The organism is Pseudomonas sp. D4002 (genome assembly GCF_013385665.1).
Lineage (GTDB): Bacteria > Pseudomonadota > Gammaproteobacteria > Pseudomonadales > Pseudomonadaceae > Aquipseudomonas.
This window is the reverse complement of sequence record NZ_JACAPN010000021.1, coordinates 129,104-150,979: the sequence shown is the minus strand read 5'-3', so window position 1 is coordinate 150,979 and position 21,876 is coordinate 129,104. Positions and strand designations below refer to the sequence as shown.

20 protein-coding genes are annotated in these 21,876 nt (G+C 61.0%); 11 read left to right on the top strand and 9 right to left on the bottom strand.

What is annotated here, in order from left to right; genetic code table 11:
* Positions 1-2 precede the first annotated feature (2 nt).
* Together pncB and HX824_RS15780 are read right to left on the bottom strand one after the other, a co-directional pair.
* Positions 3-1,217 carry a nicotinate phosphoribosyltransferase gene (gene pncB, locus HX824_RS15785; protein ID WP_003217456.1) on the bottom strand — a complete coding sequence of 405 codons (1,215 nt, stop codon included), beginning with the start codon at positions 1,215-1,217 and terminating at the stop codon, positions 3-5.
* A gap of 225 nt (positions 1,218-1,442) precedes the next feature.
* Positions 1,443-2,339, bottom strand: a complete 897-nt coding sequence (locus HX824_RS15780; protein ID WP_003217454.1) for a LysR family transcriptional regulator — start codon at positions 2,337-2,339, stop codon at positions 1,443-1,445.
* 154 nt (positions 2,340-2,493) lie between these two features.
* On the opposite strand from HX824_RS15780, the gene HX824_RS15775 reads away from it, so the two are divergent.
* From HX824_RS15775 to HX824_RS15735, 9 genes are all read left to right on the top strand, one after another.
* On the top strand, positions 2,494-3,984 hold the full coding sequence (locus HX824_RS15775) for an aldehyde dehydrogenase family protein (protein WP_003217452.1): 1,491 nt from the start codon (positions 2,494-2,496) through the stop codon (positions 3,982-3,984).
* A gap of 170 nt (positions 3,985-4,154) precedes the next feature.
* The gene (locus HX824_RS15770; RefSeq protein WP_087692468.1) at positions 4,155-5,438 is read left to right on the top strand and encodes an FAD-binding oxidoreductase; all 1,284 of its coding nucleotides are present in this window, start codon (positions 4,155-4,157) and stop codon (positions 5,436-5,438) included.
* 376 nt (positions 5,439-5,814) lie between these two features.
* Positions 5,815-6,951, top strand: a complete 1,137-nt coding sequence (locus HX824_RS15765; RefSeq protein ID WP_003217449.1) for a branched-chain amino acid ABC transporter substrate-binding protein — start codon at positions 5,815-5,817, stop codon at positions 6,949-6,951.
* Between the two features lie 253 nt (positions 6,952-7,204).
* The gene (locus HX824_RS15760; protein WP_003217447.1) at positions 7,205-8,119 is read left to right on the top strand and encodes a branched-chain amino acid ABC transporter permease; all 915 of its coding nucleotides are present in this window, start codon (positions 7,205-7,207) and stop codon (positions 8,117-8,119) included.
* Between the two features lie 2 nt (positions 8,120-8,121).
* Positions 8,122-9,399 (top strand): high-affinity branched-chain amino acid ABC transporter permease LivM, encoded by a 1,278-nt coding sequence (gene livM / locus HX824_RS15755; protein ID WP_003217445.1) that lies wholly within the window; start codon positions 8,122-8,124, stop codon positions 9,397-9,399.
* The gene (locus HX824_RS15750; RefSeq protein ID WP_003217442.1) at positions 9,396-10,271 is read left to right on the top strand and encodes an ABC transporter ATP-binding protein; all 876 of its coding nucleotides are present in this window, start codon (positions 9,396-9,398) and stop codon (positions 10,269-10,271) included. The genes livM and HX824_RS15750 overlap by 4 nt, the downstream gene beginning before the upstream one ends.
* Complete coding sequence (locus tag HX824_RS15745; protein WP_003217439.1) at positions 10,268-10,984, top strand: ABC transporter ATP-binding protein; 717 nt, start codon at positions 10,268-10,270, stop codon at positions 10,982-10,984. Before HX824_RS15750 ends, HX824_RS15745 begins: the two co-directional genes overlap by 4 nt.
* 824 nt (positions 10,985-11,808) lie before the next feature.
* A complete protein-coding gene (locus tag HX824_RS15740; RefSeq protein WP_003217437.1) occupies positions 11,809-12,576 on the top strand; it encodes an SDR family oxidoreductase in 768 nt (255 codons plus the stop codon).
* A gap of 159 nt (positions 12,577-12,735) precedes the next feature.
* A complete protein-coding gene (locus tag HX824_RS15735) occupies positions 12,736-13,641 on the top strand; it encodes a cation diffusion facilitator family transporter (protein WP_008439079.1) in 906 nt (301 codons plus the stop codon).
* Here the strand turns inward: HX824_RS15735 and HX824_RS15730 are convergent.
* The 5 genes from HX824_RS15730 to ureE form a co-directional block, all read right to left on the bottom strand.
* On the bottom strand, positions 13,613-14,743 hold the full coding sequence (locus HX824_RS15730) for an AGE family epimerase/isomerase (protein ID WP_008439078.1): 1,131 nt from the start codon (positions 14,741-14,743) through the stop codon (positions 13,613-13,615). The genes HX824_RS15735 and HX824_RS15730 overlap by 29 nt on opposite strands.
* A 182-nt stretch (positions 14,744-14,925) precedes the next feature.
* Positions 14,926-15,498, bottom strand: coding sequence for a HupE/UreJ family protein (locus HX824_RS15725; RefSeq protein ID WP_008439077.1), 573 nt, complete (start codon positions 15,496-15,498; stop codon positions 14,926-14,928).
* Between the two features lie 24 nt (positions 15,499-15,522).
* Positions 15,523-16,137, bottom strand: coding sequence for an urease accessory protein UreG (ureG, locus tag HX824_RS15720; protein WP_003217431.1), 615 nt, complete (start codon positions 16,135-16,137; stop codon positions 15,523-15,525).
* Positions 16,138-16,160: 23 nt separating this feature from the next.
* Positions 16,161-16,835: an urease accessory protein UreF gene (locus HX824_RS15715; protein WP_003217429.1), complete on the bottom strand. Its 675-nt coding sequence runs from the start codon at positions 16,833-16,835 to the stop codon at positions 16,161-16,163.
* Complete coding sequence (ureE, locus tag HX824_RS15710; protein WP_008439076.1) at positions 16,832-17,332, bottom strand: urease accessory protein UreE; 501 nt, start codon at positions 17,330-17,332, stop codon at positions 16,832-16,834. Before ureE ends, HX824_RS15715 begins: the two co-directional genes overlap by 4 nt.
* Positions 17,333-17,669: 337 nt before the next feature.
* On the opposite strand from ureE, the gene HX824_RS15705 reads away from it, so the two are divergent.
* Positions 17,670-18,158, top strand: coding sequence for a C40 family peptidase (locus HX824_RS15705; protein WP_003217425.1), 489 nt, complete (start codon positions 17,670-17,672; stop codon positions 18,156-18,158).
* A gap of 1 nt (position 18,159) precedes the next feature.
* On the opposite strand, the gene HX824_RS15700 is transcribed toward HX824_RS15705, so the two are convergent.
* Complete coding sequence (locus HX824_RS15700) at positions 18,160-18,792, bottom strand: TetR family transcriptional regulator (protein ID WP_003217423.1); 633 nt, start codon at positions 18,790-18,792, stop codon at positions 18,160-18,162.
* A 151-nt stretch (positions 18,793-18,943) separates the two neighbouring features.
* Positions 18,944-19,393: a hypothetical protein gene (locus tag HX824_RS15695; protein WP_003217421.1), complete on the bottom strand. Its 450-nt coding sequence runs from the start codon at positions 19,391-19,393 to the stop codon at positions 18,944-18,946.
* Positions 19,394-19,761: 368 nt separating this feature from the next.
* Between HX824_RS15695 and HX824_RS15690 the strand changes: the two genes are divergently transcribed.
* Positions 19,762-21,831: an AsmA family protein gene (locus tag HX824_RS15690; protein WP_003217419.1), complete on the top strand. Its 2,070-nt coding sequence runs from the start codon at positions 19,762-19,764 to the stop codon at positions 21,829-21,831.
* The last annotated feature ends 45 nt before the right edge of the window (positions 21,832-21,876 follow it).

The following is a 21,876-nucleotide window of genomic DNA, read 5'->3' as shown; positions in this document are numbered from 1 at the left end:
ATTCACTCCTTGCTGGGTAGGGCAGGTACTTTGAAAACGTGGCGCAAATAGGCGACAAAGTTCGGATCGGTGCAGTGGGTCTTGCCCGCTTCATCGGAAATCTTCGCGACGGGCTGGCCATTACAGGCAGTCATTTTAAGCACGATGCTCATCGGTTCCACACCTGGAATATCACAGGTCAGGTTGGTGCCGATGCCGAAGCTCACATTGATCCGACCACGCAGCGCGCGGAAAATCTCCAGCGCCTTGGGCAGCGACAGGCTGTCGGAGAACACCAGGGTCTTGCTCATCGGCTCGATCCCCAGCTTGTGGTAGTGGGCGATCGCCTTTTCGGCCCATTGCACCGGGTCACCGGAGTCGTGGCGCAGGCCGTCGAAGAGCTTGGCGAAGTACAGGTCGAAATCGCTGAGAAACGCATCGGTGGTGATGCAATCGGTCAGGGCGATGCCCAGCAGGCCACGGTACTCGCGCACCCAGCAGTCGAGCGCGGCGATCTGGCTGTCGATCAGGCGCGGGCCGAGTTGCTGGTGGGCCATGATCCATTCGTGGGCCATGGTGCCCAGCGGCTTCATGTTCAGCTCGCGGGCCAGGTGCACGTTGCTGGTGCCGACAAAACGCCCGGGGAAGTCGTGCTTGAGCACGTTCACCACTTCTTCCTGCACGCGGTAGGAGAAGCGTCGACGCGTGCCGAAATCCGCGACCTGCAGTTCGGACAGTTCTTCGACGCTGGCGTTGGCCGTCAGCCAGTCGAACTTGCGATACAGCTGCTCGCGGGCCTGTTCGAGGATCACGCTCTGGTAGCGATAGCGGTTACGCACTTCGCTGACGATGGCCAGCATCGGCACTTCAAACAGGATCACGTGCAGCCATGGCCCGCGCAGGCGGATAAACAGCTCACCGTTTTCGATACCGGTGTGCACGTAGCGCAGGTTGAAGCGAAACAGCCCGAGGAAACGCAGGAAATCCGGCTTCATGAAGCTGATGCGTTCCAGGAAGCCCAGTTGGTCGGGGCTCAGGCTCAGCTCGGCGAGGCGCTCGATCTGGTAGCGGATCTCCGCCAGGTACGGGCGCAGGTCTTCACTGTTGCGGCAACGAAACTCCCATTCAACTTCCACGTTCGGGTAGTTGTGCAGCACCGCCTGCATCATGGTCAGCTTGTAGAAGTCGGTGTCGAGCAGGTTCTGCACGATGCGATCGGCAAACACACTCTCGCTCATAGCGGGAATCTCCAGACGGGTCGACGATGGGCGCCGACCTTTACGCACAATTAAGGAATGGCGCTAGTGGCGCATAGACCTGTGCTGTTTTGCCAGTGTTTTTTCAGCTGGGCATTGTTGTGTGGCCCCTGACGCCTTCGCGAGCAAGCCCGCTCCCACATTTGAAATGCGTTCCAAATGTGGGAGCGGGCTTGCTCGCGAAGGCGGTATTGCAGGCAACGCGCCTCAATCAGACTCAACCTGCTCCATCATCCACTTCACAAAATCCCGCACCTTGGGCACTTCCGCCGAGTGCTCGGGGTAGGCCAGGTAGTACGCATCCTGGCTCGGCATCGCATGCTGCCAGGGGATCACCAGCTTGCCTTCGGCGAGCTCTTCTTCCACCAGAAATCTGGGCAGCAGCGCCACACCGCAGCCAACCTGTGCGGCGCGAATGCACATATAAAAGGTCTCGAAGCGCGGCCCATGGTAGCTGTGCTCGGTGTGATGACCCTGGGCGGCGAACCAGTCATGCCAGCCTTGCGGGCGCGAGGCGTTTTGCAGCAACACCAGTTCGCTCAGTTGCGTGGGATCGGTAAATGCTTGGGCGGGCAGGCTGTCGGGTGAGCACACGGGCACCAGTTCTTCGCTGAACAGCTTGAGGCTCTCGGTGCCGGGCCGTGAGCCCTGGCCAAAGTAGAAGGCCAGGTCGGCCTTGCCTTGCAGCAGCTCGTCGGGCTCCTGTTCGTTGCACAGGTCCAGGTGAATCTGCGGATGGCGCAGTCGCCAGCCCTTGAGGCGCGGCACCAGCCAGCGGGCGCCGAAGGTGTAGGGCGTGGACACCCGCAGCACTTCAGTCTCGCCGCCGTAGGAGCGCAGGTAATGGGTGGACATCTCCACCTGGGTGAGGATCTTGCGCACTTCCACCAGGTACAGATCGCCCGCCGGGGTCATCTGCAAGCGGCGGCGCACCCGGCGAAACAGCAGGTGCTGCAACAGTTCTTCCAGCTGCGCGACCTGTTTGCTGACAGCGCTCTGGGTGAGGTTCAGCTCTTCGGCGGCGCGGGTAAAACTCAGGTGGCGGGTGACCGCTTCGAAGCACTGCAGGGCGGTGATCGAGGGCAAATGTCTTTTATTCAGCACGGCACGCCTCTTTTTGTTCTTAGCATGAATAAACGGAATGATATCTCGCCTAATCGTCGTTTGTTGGCAAGTCTTGGGCCAGCTACAAATAAGGTCTGGATCGCCGCGACCGCTGGCGGCGCAAATTTCTGTTTGTAGATTGAAGGAGTGACCCATGGTTGCCGCATTGCTTGATCGTCTCGGGGTAAACCCGGCGCTGTACCAGTCGGGTAAACAACCCGTGCATTCGCCCATTGATGGCAGCCGGATTGCCAGTGTGCACTGGGAAGGCGCCGCCGAGGTGGAGCAGCAGGTCAGTCGCGCCGAGCATGCATTCGAGGCCTGGCGCAAGGTGCCGGCCCCGCGTCGTGGTGAGCTGGTGCGCCAGTTCGGCGACGTGTTGCGCGAGTACAAGGCCGACCTCGGCGAGCTGGTGTCGTGGGAAGCCGGCAAGATCACCCAGGAAGGTTTGGGTGAAGTGCAGGAAATGATCGACATCTGCGACTTCGCCGTCGGCCTGTCGCGCCAGTTGTACGGCTTGACCATCGCCTCCGAGCGTCCGGGCCACCACATGCGTGAAACCTGGCACCCGCTGGGCGTGGTTGGCGTGATCAGCGCCTTCAACTTCCCGGTCGCCGTATGGGCGTGGAACACCGCGCTGGCGCTGGTGTGCGGCAACGCAGTGATCTGGAAACCGTCGGAAAAAACCCCGCTTACCGCCCTGGCCTGCCAGGCACTGTTCGAGCGCGTACTGAAGAACTTCAGCGATGCGCCGCCGTACCTCAGCCAGGTGATCATCGGTGGCCGCGATGCCGGCGCCGCACTCGTGGATGACCCGCGTGTTGCGCTGATCAGCGCCACCGGCAGCACCCGCATGGGCCGCGAAGTAGCGCCGAAAGTCGCTGCACGATTTGCCCGCAGCATTCTCGAACTGGGCGGCAACAACGCGATGATCCTCGGCCCAAGCGCCGACCTGGACATGGCCGTGCGCGCGATTCTGTTCAGCGCCGTCGGTACCGCCGGCCAGCGCTGCACCAGCCTGCGCCGCTTGATCGCCCATGAGTCGGTGAAGGAGGAAATCGTCACCCGCCTCAAGGCTGCGTATTCCAAAGTGCGCATCGGCCATCCGCTGGAAGGCAACCTGATCGGCCCGCTGATCGACAAGCACAGCTTCGAAAACATGCAGGACGCCCTGGAGCAGGCCTTGAGCGAAGGCGGCCGGGTGTTTGGCGGCAAGCGCCAGTTGGAAGACACGTTCCCCAACGCTTACTACGTGTCGCCGGCCATCGTGGAAATGCCGGAGCAGAGTGATGTGGTGTGCACCGAGACGTTCGCGCCGATTCTGTATGTGGTCGGCTATACCGATTTCGCTGAAGCGCTGCGCCTGAACAATGCGGTGCCACAAGGCCTGTCTTCGTGCATCTTTACCACTGACGTGCGCGAGGCCGAGCAGTTCATGTCGGCGGTAGGCAGTGACTGCGGGATCGCCAACGTCAACATCGGCCCGAGCGGCGCGGAGATTGGTGGCGCGTTTGGCGGTGAGAAAGAGACCGGTGGCGGGCGTGAGTCGGGCTCGGATGCATGGCGCGGGTACATGCGTCGCCAGACCAATACCGTGAACTACTCGCTGGAACTGCCGCTGGCCCAGGGCATTACCTTCGACTGATACCTCAAGTCGGAGTGAGGTCAATGTGGGAGCGGGCTTGCTCGCGAAAGCGGTGTGTCAGTCAACGAATGCTTATCTGATCCACCGCTTTCGCGAGCAAGCCCGCTCCCACATTTGACCGTATTTACAATTCGGAAAAGTGGTTTGTTAGGTCTCATCGGAGTCTGGCAATGGCATTACGCGAAGCATGCTTGTGGGAACAACTCACTCCTGGCCGGCCGGATCGTGCCGCGCTCAAGGGCGAGGTAAAAGTGGATGTGTGCGTGATCGGCGCCGGCATCACCGGTTTGTCGGCAGCCATACACTTGCTGGAACAAGGAAAAAGTGTCGCCGTACTCGAGGCCCATCGCACCGGCCACGGTGGTTCGGGGCGCAACGTAGGGCTGGTCAATGCAGGGATGTGGATTCCCCCGGACGAGATCGAAGCCGGTTTTGGTACCGCGGTGGGCAGCCAGCTCAACCGCATGCTCGGCGCGGCACCGTCCCTGGTGTTCAGCCTGATCGACAAATACAACATCGACTGCCAACTGCGTCGCGAGGGCACCTTGCACATGGCGCACAACGCCCGTGGCGAGGCGGATTTGCGCAGCCGTGAAGAACAATGGAAGCGTCGTGGCGCACCGGTGGAGCTGTTGACCGGCGCTGCATGCGAACAAGCCACCGGTACCAAAAAGATCGCCGCCGCCTTGCTCGACCGGCGGGCCGGCACCTTGAACCCGATGGCCTACACCAGTGGTTTGGCCAATGCCGCCGTCGGGCTCGGCGGACAGTTGTTCGATCACTCCCCAGTCACCCAACTGGAACGCCAGGGCCAGCACTGGTCAGTGCAGACTGCCCAAGGCTCGGTGCAGGCCGAACAGGTGGTGATCGCTTCGAACGCCTACACCGAAGGCGAGTGGACCGAACTGCGCCGCAACTTCTTCCCTGGTTATTACTATCAGGTGGCGTCGGCCCCTCTGACCGACGACGCCGCCCAACAAATCCTTCCGGGCGGCCAAGGCTCCTGGGACACTCGCCAGGTACTCAGCAGCATCCGCCGCGACGCCGAAGGCCGCCTGCTGCTCGGCAGCCTGGGCAACGGCAACCAGAAACCCGCGTGGTTCCTCAAGGCCTGGGCCGATCGGGTGCAACAGCACTACTTCCCGTACCTCAAACCGGTGCAGTGGGAGTGCACCTGGACCGGCTGCATCGCGTTCACCCCGGACCACTTGATGCGCCTGTTCGAGCCGGCGCCCGGGCTGGTGGCGGTCACCGGTTATAACGGGCGCGGGGTGACGACCGGCAGTGTCGTGGGCAAAGCCTTCGCGGATTATCTGTGTCACCAGGATCCACAGGCACTGCCGATCCCCTTTGCGCCGATGCAGCCGTTGGCCGGTGTGGGCCTGCGCAGCTGTTTGTACGAGGCGGGATTCTCGCTGTATCACGCGGGCCAATGCCTGCGGATCGTGATCTGATCAACGAAATACCCCTCAGAAGCCTGCATTTTCTTAGCCGGCTACTAATCTGTATTGGTGCGAGTCGTAGCAGTAACGCACTGTAAATGTGCACTTCCGTTACGCACGCTGTTACATGTTTAAGGGTGGCCGTTTAGTGGCCGGGTTGCAGTGCTTGATTGGTCGGGTTGCACTTTATAGGTCCAATGGTTGCACCTGGTTGAGATAGACGGTTGCACGTCCAATCAAAAGGCGCCCAAAAACCTGCAATAACAATGACACCGTGTCTTTTTGAATAATAAAAACGTAATGGCACGACGCTTGCTCTGGGCTTTCTCCGAAAGTTTTTGAAGTGAAGCTGCAGTGCCAATTCAACAAAAACCTCGGAGCACCACTCATGTCCCAGACGTTTTACAAGAAAGGTTTTCTAGCCCTCGCCGTTGCTGCGGCGCTGGGTGTTTCTGCGTTTGCTCAAGCTGATGTGAAGATTGGCGTAGCGGGGCCGATGACCGGCGCCAACGCGGCATTTGGTGAGCAGTACATGAAAGGTGCCCAGGCGGCAGCCGATGTCATCAACAAGGCCGGCGGCATCAACGGCGAGCAGATCAAGCTGGTGGCCGGCGATGACGCCTGCGAACCCAAGCAGGCCGTGGCCGTGGCCAACCGCCTGGTTGACCAGGACAAAGTGATTGGCGTGGTCGGGCACTTCTGCTCGTCGAACACTATCCCAGCCTCCGAGGTGTATGCCGATGCGGGCGTGATCATGATCACCCCGGGCTCAACCAACCCGCAGGTTACCGAGCGTGGCCTGTCGGCCGTGTTCCGCATGTGTGGTCGTGACGATCAGCAAGGTATCGTGGCCGGCGACTACATCGTCGACGTGCTCAAGGGCAAGAAAGTTGCCGTTATCAACGACAAGGACACCTACGGCAAAGGCCTGGCCGACGCCACTGCGGCGCAGTTGACCAAGCGCGGCGTGAAGCCGGTGCTGGAAGAAGGCCTGACCCGTGGCGAGAAAGATTTCAGCGCCCTGGTCACCAAGATCCGCTCCACCGGTGCTGACGTCGTGTACTTCGGCGGCCTGCACCCGGAAGCCGGCCCACTGGTTCGGCAGATTCGTGAAGCCGGCCTGAAAGACGTCAAGTTCATGTCCGACGACGGCGTGGTGACCGACGAACTGGTAGCCACCGCCGGTGGTGCACAGTATGTGGATGGCGTGTACATGACCTTCGGCGCCGACCCACGCCTGCTGCCAGACAGCAAGACCGTGGTGGAAGAGTTCCGCAAAAATGGCACCGAGCCTGAAGGCTACACCCTGTACGCCTACGCCTCGATCCAGGCCCTGGCCGCCGGTTTCAATGGCGCCAAGTCCGACAAGGGCGAAGACGCAGCCAAATGGCTGAAATCCCACCCGGTCAAAACCGTCATGGGCGAGAAGAACTGGGACGCCAAGGGCGACCTGAAAATCTCCGACTATGTGGTTTACCAGTGGGACAAGGACGGCAAGTATCACCAGCTGGAAAAGCAGAAGTAATAGTTAGCGCGATGGGTTAGACGCCACTTGACCCTGTGGGAACCGGGCTTTTGTGGGGGCTGGCTTGCCTGCGATAGCGTCACCTCGGGTTGACTGACATTCCGAGGTGTCGCTATCGCGGGCAAGCCCGGCGCCCACACACGCCAGCTCCCACACGGGGACTTGGTTGCCAGCCCCTTTTGTGTCTGTCTTTTCCTCCTAGAAGATCCGCACACCCACAGGTGTGCAGGCTCTCACTGCGTGAGATTGCGTTATGGATGGTATTTTCCTGCAGCAACTGGTCAATGGGCTGACCCTCGGGTCGGTCTATGGCTTGATCGCCATCGGCTACACAATGGTCTATGGCATCATTGGCATGATCAACTTCGCCCATGGCGAGGTTTATATGATTTCCGCTTACCTCGCGGCGATCAGTCTGGCACTGCTGGCTTACTTCGGCATCGAATCCTTCCCGCTGCTCATCCTTGGCACCCTGATCTTCACCGTCGTCGTCACCGGCGTCTACGGCTGGGTCATCGAGCGTGTCGCCTACAAACCGCTGCGCAACTCCACCCGACTGGCACCGCTGATCAGCGCCATCGGTATTTCGCTGATCCTGCAGAACTACGCGCAGATCGCCCAGGGCGCCAAGCAACAAGGCATCCCGACGCTGCTGGCCGGCGCCTGGAGAGTCGATATCGGCACCGGCTTCGTGCAATTGACCTACACCAAGGTGTTCATCCTGGTGGCCGCGTTCGTCGGCATGGGCCTGCTGACCTACATCATCAAGTACACCAAGCTCGGCCGCATGTGCCGCGCTACCCAGCAAGACCGCAAGATGGCGTCGATCCTCGGTATCAACACCGACCGGGTCATCTCCTACGTATTCGTGATTGGTGCCGCCATGGCCGCGCTGGCCGGTGTGCTGATCACCCTGAACTACGGCACGTTCGACTTCTATGCCGGCTTCATCATCGGCATCAAGGCATTTACCGCAGCGGTACTCGGCGGCATCGGCTCCCTGCCTGGGGCCATGCTGGGCGGGATCATCCTGGGTATTTCCGAGTCGCTGTTCTCGGGGTTGATCAACTCTGACTACAAAGACGTGTTCAGTTTCTCCCTGCTGGTGGTGATCCTGATTTTCCGTCCCCAGGGCCTGCTCGGTCGCCCACTCGTGGCGAAGGTATAACTATGTCTGCTGCCTACTCTATCGATATCAAGAAAAGTGTCGTCGATGCGGTACTCGCCGGGCTGATTTCGCTGATCGTGTTCGGTCCGATCGTCGGCGTGGTCCTCGACGGCTACAGCTTCAACCTGCAACCGGCGCGTGTCGGCATCCTGGTGGCCATCGTGATGGTCGGCCGGTTCGCCATGAGCCTGTTCCTGCAAACCCCAAGGGGCCTGCGGATTCTGCAAGGGTTTGAAAGCACCGGCTCCGGTGTGCATGTGCTCAAGCCGGACTACAAGTCGCGCCTGCGCTGGATCATCCCGGCGTTGATCGTGATTGCCATCGTATTCCCGTTCTTCGCCAACAAATACCTGCTGACCGTGGTGATCCTCGGGTTGATCTACGTGTTGCTGGGCCTTGGCCTGAACATCGTGGTCGGCCTGGCCGGGCTGCTCGACCTGGGTTACGTGGCGTTCTACGCCATCGGCGCCTATGGCCTGGCGCTGGGTTACCAGTACCTCGGCCTGGGCTTCTGGTCGGTGCTGCCGCTGGCGGCGATTTGTGCGGCGCTGGCGGGGTGCATACTCGGGTTTCCGGTGCTGCGAATGCACGGCGATTACCTGGCGATCGTGACCCTGGGCTTCGGTGAAATCATCCGCCTGGTGCTGAATAACTGGCTGTCGTTTACCGGTGGCCCGAACGGCATGCCGGTGCCCTCGCCGACGTTTTTCGGCCTGGAGTTCGTGCGCAAGGCGAAGGATGGCGGGGTGCCGTTCCACGAGTTCTTCGGCATCGACTACAACCCCAACATCAAATTCCTGTTCATCTACATCGTGCTGTTCCTGGTGGTGCTGCTGGTGCTGTACATCAAGCACCGCCTGACCCGCATGCCGGTGGGCCGCGCGTGGGAAGCCTTGCGCGAAGACGAAATCGCCTGCCGTTCCATGGGCCTCAACCACGTGCTGGTGAAGCTCTCGGCGTTCACCATCGGCGCGTCCACTGCCGGTCTGGCCGGGGTGTTTTTCGCCAGCTACCAGGGCTTCGTCAACCCGTCGTCGTTCACCTTCTTCGAGTCGGCGCTGATCCTCGCCATCGTGGTATTGGGCGGCATGGGCTCGACCGTCGGCGTGGTGATTGCCGCGTTCGTGCTGACGGTGGCGCCGGAGCTGCTGCGCAGCTTCTCCGAGTACCGCGTGCTGCTCTTCGGCGTGTTGATGGTGGTGATGATGATCTGGCGACCACGAGGGCTGATTCGTATCAGCCGTACCGGTGTTGTCCCACGTAAAGGAGTGGCGCCATGAGCAAGGAAGTCGTTCTTTCCGTGGAACACCTGATGATGCACTTTGGTGGCATCAAGGCCTTGAGCGACGTAAGTCTCAAGGTCAAGCGCAACTCGATCTTCGCCCTGATCGGTCCCAACGGTGCCGGCAAGACCACCGTGTTCAACTGCCTGACCGGTTTCTACAAAGCCTCCGGCGGCAAGATCGAACTCAATGTGCGCGGCAAGCAGACCAACGTGATCCAACTGCTGGGCGAGCGCTTCAAGGCCACCGACTTTGTCTCGCCGAAAAGCTTCGTCAGCCGGGTGTTCTACAAGATGTTCGGCGGCACTCACCTGGTGAACCGGGCGGGTTTGGCGCGCACCTTCCAGAACATTCGCCTGTTCAAGGAAATGTCGGTGGTGGAGAACCTGCTGGTGGCCCAGCACATGTGGGTCAACCGCAACATGCTCGCGGGCATCCTCAATACCAAGGGCTACCGCAAGGCTGAAAGCGACGCCCTCGACCATGCGTTCTACTGGCTGGAAGTGGTGGACCTGGTGGACTGCGCCAACCGCCTGGCCGGCGAGCTGTCCTACGGCCAGCAGCGCCGCCTGGAAATCGCTCGTGCCATGTGCACCCGGCCGCAGATTATTTGCCTCGACGAACCGGCCGCCGGCCTCAATCCCCAGGAAACCGAAGCCCTCAGCGCGATGATTCGCCTGCTGCGGGACGAGCACGACCTGACGGTGGTGCTGATCGAACACGACATGGGCATGGTGATGAGTATTTCCGACCACATCGTGGTGCTGGACCACGGCAACGTGATTGCCGAGGGCGGGCCGGAAGCGATCCGCAATGATCCGAAGGTGATCGCGGCTTATCTGGGCGCTGACGAAGAGGAGCTGGTATGAGTGAGCCAATCCTCGAACTGAAAGACCTGGACGTGTTCTACGGCCCGATCCAGGCCCTGAAGAAAGTTTCGCTGCACATCAACGAAGGCGAAACCGTGAGCCTGATCGGCTCCAACGGCGCGGGTAAATCCACGCTGCTGATGTCGATCTTTGGCCAGCCACGGGCCGAGTCCGGGCAGATCATCTACCGCGGCGTCGACATTACCCACAAGTCGTCCCACTACATCGCCTCCAACGGCATTGCGCAGTCGCCGGAAGGGCGGCGGGTGTTCCCCGACATGACCGTCGAGGAAAACCTGCTGATGGGCACCATCCCGATTGGCGACAAGTTCGCCACCGAAGACATGCAGCGCATGTTCGAGCTGTTCCCGCGGCTCAAGGAGCGGCGCAACCAGCGGGCGATGACCATGTCCGGTGGTGAACAGCAGATGCTTGCCATCGCCCGCGCACTGATGAGCCGGCCCAAGCTGTTGCTGCTGGACGAGCCGAGCCTGGGGCTGGCGCCGATCGTGGTGAAGCAGATCTTTTCCACGCTGCGGGAGCTGGCGTCTACCGGCATGACCATCTTCCTGGTGGAGCAGAACGCCAACCATGCGTTGCGGCTGTCGGACCGGGCGTACGTGATGGTCAACGGCGAGATTCGCCTTACCGGCACCGGCAAGGAGCTGCTGGTGAATGAGGAGGTGCGTAACGCCTACCTCGGCGGGCATTAAGTCGTTCGCAGGTCCAATGTGGGAGCGGGCTTGTGTGGGAGCGGGCTTGCTCGCGAAGACGGTGGGTCAGTCACATGTGCATTGACTGATACGCCGCTTTCGCGAGCAAGCCCGCTCCCACACAAAGCCCGCTCCCACATTTTTTTGCGTCGCCTGCAGGCTTTCCTGAAATTGTGGACAACAAATCCGGGCACCTGCCAAAGCGCGACATATAGCCGCCGCAAATCCCTGTTTTGTCACAGTTTTGACTTGTCCCCAAGCACTGTGGAACCGGCTGTGGGTAACGTGGGAGTAGCTGGCTGGAGGCCTTTGTTTTCGCGGCTTGCAGCGTGGTGGTTGTTTATTGATCAGTGAGTTTTTCGTGACCACCCGAGGGTTTTGTCAACCTGTTTAAAGACACAGGTATATGACCGGAATATGTCACTCCGGCCTGTGGATAAGTCTGTGACTAAACTCTGGAAAGAGTGCCGCAGAGGCCGGAATGACTGGCCTGGAGCCATCGTCCTGGTTGCACCGTTTTGAACCGGGCTACATACGGGCTGCGCAAGGTCAAGCAAAAAACTTTTTGAATCGCGCTGAAAGCCTTGTGTCGCGCGGCTTTCAGCTTTTGTACTTGCCCCCAAAGACTGTGGACGGGGCTGTGGATAAGGTGCGCGCACATGGCTGCACACCACGGCCTGTATGGCTTTCGGGCGATTGGTTGAATTTCGTACAGCATGAGCGGCATTCACCTGTGTCCACAGCGTGTATCAGTTGCCGCCAGCCCGGCAGCCGGGCATTCTGCTGGCTGATTTTTTACCTCGTAGCCCCGCAAGGAGAACACCATGTCCAATACGCTGTTTATTACTGGCGCGACCTCCGGTTTTGGCGAAGCCTGTGCCCGCCGTTTTGCCGAAGCCGGCTGGAAACTGGTGCTCACCGGCCGCCGCGCAGAGCGCTTGAACGCCCTGTGCGCCGAGCTTTCCAAGCAGACCGAAGTGCTCGGCCTGGTGGTGGACGTGCGTGACCGCAAGGCCATGGAAGAGGCGATCGCGAACCTGCCGCCGTCCTTTGCCACGCTGCGCGGGCTGATCAATAACGCCGGCCTGGCGGTGGGCACCGACCCTGCGCCGAAGTGCAGCCTCGACGATTGGGAAACCATGGTCGACACCAACATCAAGGGCCTGCTGACCACCACCAGCCTGCTGTTGCCGCGCCTGATCGCCCATGGCCGTGGCGCCGGCATCATCAACCTCGGTTCCATTGCCGGCAGCTACCCGTACCCGGGCAGCCACGTGTATGGCGGCACCAAGGCCTTCGTCAAACAGTTCTCGCTGAACCTGCGTTGCGACCTGCAGGGCACCGGCGTGCGCGTGACCAACATCGAGCCGGGCCTGTGTGAGAGTGAGTTCTCGCTGGTGCGCTTTGCCGGTGACCAGGCGCGTTATGACGCGACTTATGCCGGTGCCGAGCCGATCCAGCCGCAGGACATTGCGGATACGATCTTCTGGGTGCTTAACACCCCGGCACACGTGAACATCAACCGCCTGGAGCTGATGCCAGTGAGCCAGACCTGGGCCGGGTTTGCGATTGAGCGTGGCGCCAAGGCCTAAGTTCGTCGAGCTGTTGTGGCGAGGGAGCAAGCTCCCTCGCCACAGGGTTTTTGTCAGCCTGGAAAATGCGGCAAATCGGCCAAAACAGGACATAAGGTACACTCCACCCCTGAAAACCCCGCCGCGCTGTGCGGTTCAAAGGTTTTGACAGGAGGATATGTGAGTAACCGAGGTGAGCAGTCGCTGCTCAAACAATCGACCATCCTGATGTTCGCCGTGGCGATCGCCGGGATTGTCACAGGGGTGGTGTCGGGCGCCCAATCGATTTTATTCGACGGCTTTTTCTCGCTGATCGCCACCGCCATCAAGGTGCTGATGCTGATCACGGCCAAGCTGATCGCCAAGAAAAGCAACGAACGTTTCCAGTTCGGCTACTGGCACCTGGAACCCATGGTGCTGCTGATCGAGGGCAGCTTTTTGCTGTTGATCGCCATCTACGCGTTTCTCAACGGCGTGTTCGGCATTATCAATGGCGGGCGCGATATCGAGTTGGGCCTGGTGATCATCTATGCGGCGGTGTTTACCGTCGTCGAGTTCGCCTATTTCTTCTACGTGCGTTACCGCAATCGCACGCTCAAGTCGTCGCTGATCCAGTTCGACAACATCAGTTGGCTGGTGGACGCGATGCTGTCGGTGGGGCTGCTGGTGAGCTTCCTGGCGGCGCTGTTGCTCAAGTCCCAGGGCTATGGGCAGTGGGCGGTGTATGTCGACCCGTTGATCCTGATCCTGCTGGCGTTGAGCATGCTGGCGCCGGCCTTCAAGATCCTGCGCCCGGCGCTACGCGACGTGTTGGGAATTGTGCCGGACCAACTGGACGGCAAAGTGCGCGAAGTGATGGAGGCGGTCGTGGCCAGGCATGGTTTCGATGATTACGTGTCCTACGTGCAGAAGCACGGGCGGGCGCGGTTTATCGAGATTCATGTGGTGCTGCCGGCGGATTACCCGGTGGATAACGTCGCCACCCTGGACGGGCTGCGCGAAGAAATATCCACAGGGTTGGGCAAGCCCGACGCGGCCCGCTGGCTGACGATCAGTTTTACCGGGGACCGCAAATGGATTGCGTAAGGCCCAGGTAGCACGTCGCCAAGTGGTAAGGCGTGGTCGACGGCATGTCCCGTCGGCTCACGTGCCCCTTGGCATCCAGGCACTCATTCCAGCCTTTGTCGTGCAGGAAGCGTTGTTGCAGCGCCAGCAATTGGCGTTGCAGCACGGCTTCACTGTCGGGCCGCAAGGTCAGCGCCCGCAGGTATTCGGCCTGGGCCCAGATGCGCTGGGTGCCGTCGCGCACGCTGCCGTCCAGGGCGAGCATGCCGCTGACCGCACCGGTCAGGTTATCCACACCCTTTTGCTCGGCATAGGTGAACGCTTTGTTCAGCGATGTGTGCAGCGGTGTGCCGCGCAACAGGTCCGAAGATTCCAGCAGGAAGAACCATTCGAACTGATGCCCCGGTTCAAACCAGTTATCCACAGCGCCCAGCGGTTTTTCCATCATCACCCCGTGTTGGCGGTCGATGAAGCGCTTCTGCATGGCGTTGGCCAGGTCCAGCAACGCGTCTTGGGTGACGGCGTCCTCCCGCACGGCCAACGTGGCGAGGAAACCTTCGGCAAGGTGCATCAACGGGTTTTGCAGAGGGCCAGACTTGAGGGATGACCAGTTACGCTCCAGCACCGCTTCGTACAGGCCGTCGCCGGTGGCGAAGCGTTCGGCGACCACTTCCAGGGCGGCGTCGAGTACCGATTCCACCAGCGATTCACGTACCTTGGCCCAATAGTGGGCGCAGGCGAAGATGATGAAGGCGTGTGTGTAGAGGTCCTTGCGCTTATCCAGCGGCTTGCCGTGGGCGTCGATGCTGTAGAACCAGCCGCCGTGCTCGGCGTCGTGGAAGTGCCGTTGCAGGGAACGGAACAACGCGGCGGCGCGCTCCTCGGCAAAGGCTGCGCCGGGTTCACCGATCAGGCTGGCAAACAGGTACAACTGCCGTGCGCAGGCCATGGCGCGATAGCGTTGCGGGGGCAAAGGCCGATGATCGGCGTCCAGGGCCTCATAGGGCAGCGCCAGGTCGGCATTCCAGCCCGGGCCTTGCCAGAGCGGCACGATCAGGTCGTGGAAGTGCGTCAACACGGCGGTCAATTGAGGCTTGAGGGCGGAGCTTGGAGCGATGGGCATCGGCTGGCGTCGTCACGGCAGGGGTGTTTGCGCGACATGGTATCAGGCTTGGGATCGGTGTTGTCTTTACTGCCGCCTTCGCGAGCAAGCCCGCTCCCACATTCGATCGAGTTCCATTGTTGGAATGCAGTCGACTGTGGGAGCGGGCTTGCTCGCGAAGAGGCCCTCAGGAGCACCGAAAATCAGGCAGCGAGCAACCAAACCCCAGTCGCCGCCGAAACCGCACCCGCCACCCGCACCAACGGCGCAGCCGCCGCCGGCAGGAAACGCACCACGGCATAACCGGCAGCATGCAAAACCGCCGTCGCACCCACAAACCCTATGGCATACGCCCAAGGGCTGGACATGTCCGGCAGCTCCAAACCATGGGCCACGCCATGGAACAGTGCAAACAGCGCCGTCGCCGCCACCGCCACGAACAACGGCGGCCGCACCGCCAGCGCTACCGCCAGGCCCAGCGCCAGCACCGACGCGGCAATCCCGCTTTCCAGCGCTGGCAGTTCCAGCCCTTCAAAGCCCAGCATCCCGCCGATCAGCATGGTGCCGACAAACGTGCACGGCAGCGCCCAGCGCGCCGAGCCTTTTTGTTGAGCGGCCCACAGGCCCACGGCGACCATTGCCAACAAGTGGTCGATGCCGCCCAGCGGGTGGCTGATACCGGCCACCAGGCCGTTGTCGCCATGGCCGGGGTGGGCGAAGGCGAGGGCGGGAGTGAGCAGCAAGGCTGCGGCAGCGAGAAATGTATTGAGGCGCATGGACAGGCTCCTTGTGGGGGTTGATCAGGCTGCGGTCAGCAAGCCCTGGCGTTCGATGAAGGCGACGATTTCTTCCAGGCCGACGCCGGTTTTCTGATTGCTGAAGACGAAAGGTTTACCGCCGCGCATGCGCTGGGTATCGCTGTTCATCAGCTCCAGGGATGCGCCTACCAGCGGCGCCAGGTCGATCTTGTTGATCACCAGCAGGTCGGATTTGCAGATTCCCGGCCCGCCTTTGCGCGGCAGCTTGTCGCCGGCCGACACATCGATCACGTAGATGGTCAGGTCCGACAGTTCCGGGCTGAAGGTGGCCGACAGGTTGTCACCGCCGGATTCCACCAGGATCAGGTCCAGGCCGGGAAAGCGACGGTTGAGTTGGTCGACCGCTTCGAGGTTGATCGAGGCGTCTTCGCGAATCGCGGTGTGGGGGCAGCCGCCGGTTTCCACACCGATGATGCGCTCGGGCGCCAGGGCCTGGTTGCGCACCAGGAAGTCGGCGTCTTCGCGGGTGTAGATATCGTTGGTGACCACTGCCAGGTTGTAGCGATCACGCAGGGCCAGGCACAGGGCCAGGGTCAGGGCGGTCTTGCCGGAGCCGACCGGGCCGCCGATGCCGACGCGCAGGGGTTGGGTGTTCATGTGATTCTCCAAGATAAAGTGCCCTAGGAACGGAACAGGCGGCTGTACTGGCGCTCATGGGCCATGCACGCCAGGGACAGGCCAAACGCGGCGCTGCCGTAGTGATTGGGGTCAAGCTGGCTGGCGTCCTGCTGGGCTTGTTGCAGCAGCGGCAGCAGTTCGCTGGTCAGGCGCTGGGCGGCTTGTTGGCCCAGAGGCAGCGTCTTCATCAGCACCGCCAATTGGTTTTCCAGCCAACTCCACAGCCAGGCGGCCAGGGCGTCATCCGGGCTGATCTGCCAGGCGCGGGCGGCCAGGGCCCAGCCCAGGGCCAGGTGCGGTTCGGAGCGCTGTGCCAGGAACTCTCGGGCGGCGTCATCCAGCTCCGGTAAACCGTTCAATAGCTGGTGCAGGGAATAGCCCATCTGCCGGCTTTCCTGATAAAGCTCGCGGGTTTCACGGCTGGCGCGGTGTTCCTCGCACAACTGCGCGAGGCGTGGCCAGTCCTGTTCGGCGGCGGCCTGGCAGTGGGCGAGCAGCAGCGGCGCTTCGAAGCGCGCCAGGTTGAGCAACAGTTGATCGCTGATCCAGCGCCCGGCACTTGCCGGGTCGGTCACGCGGGCTTGCTCCACGGCCATTTCCAGGCCCTGGGAATAGCTGTAGCCACCAATCGGCAGCTGCGGACTGGCCAGACGCAACAGCGCCCAGGCTGGGTTCATAGGCGTACGCCGAACTGGTGCAGCTTGGGCGGGTAGTTGAAGTCTTCGTCGCCATGGCGGGAGTGGTGGTGGCCGCCGCCATAGGCGCCGTGTTCCGGCTGGAAGGGGGCCTCGATGGTCTCGGTCGTCGCGCCCAACTGATCGAGCATGGCCTTGAGCACGTAGTCATCGAGCAGGCGCAGCCAACCGTCACCCACTTGCAGGGCCACGTGGCGGTTGCCCAGGTGATAGGCGGCGCGGGTCAGTTCAAAGGCATTGCCGCAGGTGACGTGCAGCAGTTGTTCAGGCCGGGCACACACGCGTACGACACGTCCGTCTTCAGCCTGTAGGAATTCGCCATCGTGCAGCGGCGGTTGGCCGCGCTCCAGAAACAGGCCGACGTCTTCTCCGTCGGCACTGAAACAGCGCAGGCGGCTTTTGCTGCGGGCTTCGAAATTCAGCAGCAACTCTGCGGCCCAGACGGGTTGGGGGGCGATTCGGCGGTGGATCACCAGCATCAGAAAGCTTCCAGCTATGAGCGATAAGCAAGCTAGAGCAAGGGTCTTGCCAACCACGCGGGGAGTAGGAATTCCCTGTAGGCAGGCGACTTGTGCCACCTGATGGCGCAGGAAATTATTCCAAAATGTTTCATTTTGGTGCGTGGTTGGATTTATAGCACCGGATCCGGGCGCTCGGCGTTGAATTCCATTGTTTGGTGCATGAAATTTCTTTCATCTTTTATGAGTTTTGATTGCTTGGGACTTTTCCTACGCACTTGCAGGATTTGCCGTGCGTTGCGTTACGCGCTGTTTCATTAGGATTCCGCTCCGTATTTAATCTTCAGCGGTTTCCACCATGTACAAGTCATTTTTCTGTTTACTCATTGTCAGTTTGTCGCTCGCCATTTCATCTGCTTCGGCCAATCTTCAGCGTGCCCCGGCATTCGCGCCGCCACCTACTATCGACAACGTGATCGACCGCGCCCACGAGCTGTTGGGCACGCCCTATAAATTGGGCGGCGCTTCGGTGAAGCAGGGCTTCGATTGCAGCAGCTTCCTGGTGTACCTGTTCAAGACCGAAGCCAACATTCATCTGCCTCGCACCACCTCGGCGATGCACCGCTCAACCGCGGCCACGGTCAAGCGCAATGCGTTGCAACCGGGTGATGCGGTGTTTTTCAGGGGCAATGGGCGCGGCCAGGTCAGCCACGTCGGTCTCTATATAGGAGAGGGCAAGTTCATCCACTCGCCGCGCACGGGCAAAAGCGTGCGCATCGACTCACTGGCCAACAGCTATTGGAACCGGAACTACACCACCGCCAAGCGTTTTCACACCGTGCGCTGAGTTATTCGGTGCTGCCCAGGCCTTGCCAATGCTTGAGGCCGATAAAGATGAAACGCAGCTGCTGGGTGATCTTGGCTTGTGGCGTGAGGTGCGCAGGCAGCGCTTCGGCGGGCGGGTCGATAATGTCGGGCAGGGTGGCGAACACGCTCTTGACGATCAGGTCGGCCATCACGTGCAGGCCGTCGGCATCCAGGTGCTGGAGCTTGGGCATCAGGGTCAGGTCGGCGGCGAGGTCGCTGGCGATGTCTTCACGCAGGGCACCAATGGCTTGGCGAACGGCGAGGCTGCCACCGTATTGCTCGCGGGCCAGGAACAGGAATTGCGAACGGTTGGCGGCGACCACATCAAGGAAAATCCGCACGGAGGCATCAATGATGCCGCCCATCACGAATTCGTTGTGGCGCACCAGGCGAATCGTCGCGCGAAAGGTCTGGCCGACTTCACTGACCAATACCAGGCCCAACTGATCCATATCGGCAAAGTGACGGTAGAAACCGGTGGGCACGATGCCGGCGGTCTTGGCCACTTCACGCAGGCTGAGGCTGCCGAACCCACGGCCACACTCCATCAGATGGCGGGCTGCGTCCATCAGGGCGAGTCGGGTCTGTTGCTTCTGTTCGGCGCGGGGCAGCATTGGCAGGCGGGCTTTGTGGACAAGGACAGCGACGCACTCTAGCAAATCAGCTTTGCCAGCGTCGAACTTCAAAAGGGAGAAGGGCGTTGCGGTTCACACAAAGTCAAAGCCCGATCGGCTGATCGGGCTTTTTTCCAGGGCCAGCACGGGCTTAGCTCTGTGCTTGATGCAGTTCTGCCAGACGGTCAGCACCGCCTTCCACTACGCCGTCAGCATAAGCGCGTTTGTTGGCGCGGCTCGAACCATCTTCAACCAGGCCTTTCTGTTCCAGGCGATCACGGCCACCTTCGGCAACAGCGTTGCGTTCCATCAGGCGATCAGCGCCACCTTCAACCAGACCTTTCTGTTCCAGACGGTCACGGCCACCTTCAGCAACGCCTTCGGTGTAAGCACGTTTGTTGGCTTGTTCCGAACCGTTTTCAGTGATGCTGCCGTTGTAGTCGGTATTGTTCTTGTCCGAAGCGCCGCTGCGAGCCAGGGTTTGGCTGAAGTGGGAAGCGTCGGCCTTCACTTGTGGGGTTGCCTGTTCAGCAGCTGGCAGGGCAAATGCGCTGGTGGCCAGGAGGGAAAGTGCAAAGCTTGCGAGTATTTGGCGTTTCATGATGGGTTGCTCCTTGGGAGGGCGATAAATTGGGTACAGGGCTAATGCTACTCTTGATAAGTCGATATAAAAGTTCATAAACACAATGGTAATAATCAACAGAATTGATTGTTCCCTGCGAAGGCTCTATCTCGCAGGTCTCAAGCCCGCGCTTTTGCACCGAGGTGGGTATTTTCGACACGAACGTGGGTAACAACGGTGCGTCGTTGATGATTGAAACTGTCTGGTTGGTCAGGAAAGGCGGTTTTTATGAGGAATTCATCAATGGGGTTAAACCCCCGCGCCGTTTGTCAGTCGTAGCCATATAAGCTGTAGTCAAAACGCGCGCCGCAAAGCGCCCGCTCAGTCGTAACCTGGAGTCCTGTGCAATGACGCGCACTCGTAAAATTCTCGCCTGGAGCTGCGCCAGCTTCGTTTTGTTAATCGCCATTGTGGTGTTGGTCCTGGTGTTCTTTGACTGGAACCGGATCAAGCCGCCCCTCAACGCCAAGGTCTCCGAAGAGTTGCATCGACCGTTTGCCATCAATGGCAACCTGGCAGTGGTGTGGCAGCGCGAGCCCGATGAAGGTGGCTGGCGCGCCTGGATTCCGTGGCCCCATGTGATTGCCGAAGACCTGACCCTGGGCAATCCCGACTGGTCGAAAGCCCCGCAGATGGTCACCCTCAAGCGCGTGGAGTTGCGTATCTCGCCCCTGGCGTTGCTGGCCCAGCGCGTGGTGATCCCGCGTATCGACCTCACCGAACCGAGTGCGCAGTTGCAGCGCCTGGCCGATGGCCGCGCCAACTGGACCTTCAAGTTCGACCCCAAGGACCCGAATGCCGAACCGTCCAACTGGGTGGTGGACATCGGCGCCATCGGCTTCGACAAAGGCCATGTGACCCTCGACGACCAGACTCTCAAGACCCAGCTCGACGTCGTGATCGACCTGCTCGGCAAGCCGATCCCCTTCGGCGAGATCGTCGGCGATGCCGACGCCAGGAAAGCCCTGGAAAAAGGCTCGGCGCCGCAGGATTACGCGTTCGGCCTCAAGGTCAAGGGCCAATACCACGGCCAGAAACTCGATGGCACCGGCAAGATCGGTGGCCTGCTGGCCTTGCAGGACGCGGCCAAGCCGTTCCCGCTGCAAGCCCAGGCCAGGATCGGCGACACCAGCATCGCGCTGGCCGGCACCCTGACCGACCCGATGAACCTCGGCGCCCTCGACCTGCGCCTCAAACTCTCCGGCAGCAGCCTGGGCAACCTGTACCCGCTGACCGGCGTGACCCTGCCGGATTCGCCGGCCTATTCCACCGACGGCCACCTGATCGCCAAGTTGCATGAGGCCAGTGGCGCGTCGTTCCAGTATGAAAACTTCAACGGCAAGATCGGCAACAGCGACATCCACGGCAACCTCGGCTACGTCGCCAGCCAGCCGCGGCCCAAGCTCACCGGGGCGCTGGTCTCCAACCAGCTGTTGATGACCGACCTGGCGCCGCTGATCGGCGCCGACTCCAACGCCAAGCAAAAAGCCCGTGGCGGCGAAAGCAAGCAGCCGGCGACCAAGGTGCTGCCAGTGGAAGAGTTCCGCACCGAGCGCTGGCGCGACATGGATGCCGACGTCGAATTCACCGGCAAACGCATCGTCCACAGTGCCGAATTGCCGTTCACCGATCTCTACACTCACCTGGTGCTGAACGACGGGCAGTTGAGCCTGGAGCCCCTGCGTTTCGGCGTGGCCGGCGGCAAGCTCGACGCGCAGATTCGTCTCAACGGGCGCACCACGCCGATGGAAGGCCAGGCCAGACTCACCGCGCGCAACTTCAAGCTCAAGCAGCTGTTCCCGACCTTCGAGCCGATGAAAACCAGCTTCGGTGAGCTCAACGGCGACGCGGACATTTCCGGGCGCGGCAACTCCGTCGCGGCATTGCTTGGCACGTCGAATGGCGATCTGAAGATGTTGATCAACGACGGCGCCATCAGCCGCGGACTGATGGAAATCGCCGGGCTCAACGTTGGCAACTACGTGGTCGGCCGCCTGTTTGGCGACAAGGAAGTGAAGATCAACTGTGCGGCCGCAGACTTCGGCATCAAGTCGGGCCTGGCGACGACTCGCCTGTTTGTGTTCGATACCGAGAACGCGATCATCTACATCGATGGCACCGCGAACATGGCCAGCGAGCAGCTTGACCTGACCATTACTCCGGAGTCCAAAGGCTTCCGCCTGTTTTCCCTGCGCTCGCCGTTGTACGTCAACGGGCCGTTTATCAAACCGAATGCTGGCGTGAAGGCGGTGCCGCTTATGCTGCGTGGTGCGGGCATGGTTGCCTTGGGTGTGATTGCCGGCCCGGCGGCGGGCTTGCTGGCGCTGGTGGCACCGAGCGGCGATGAGCCGAACCAGTGTGCGCCGCTGCTGCAACAGATGAAGGAAGGCAAGGCACCTAAAACAGTGAAAGGCTAGCTGACAAAACCGTGAACCAAATGTGGGAGCGGGCTTGCTCGCGAA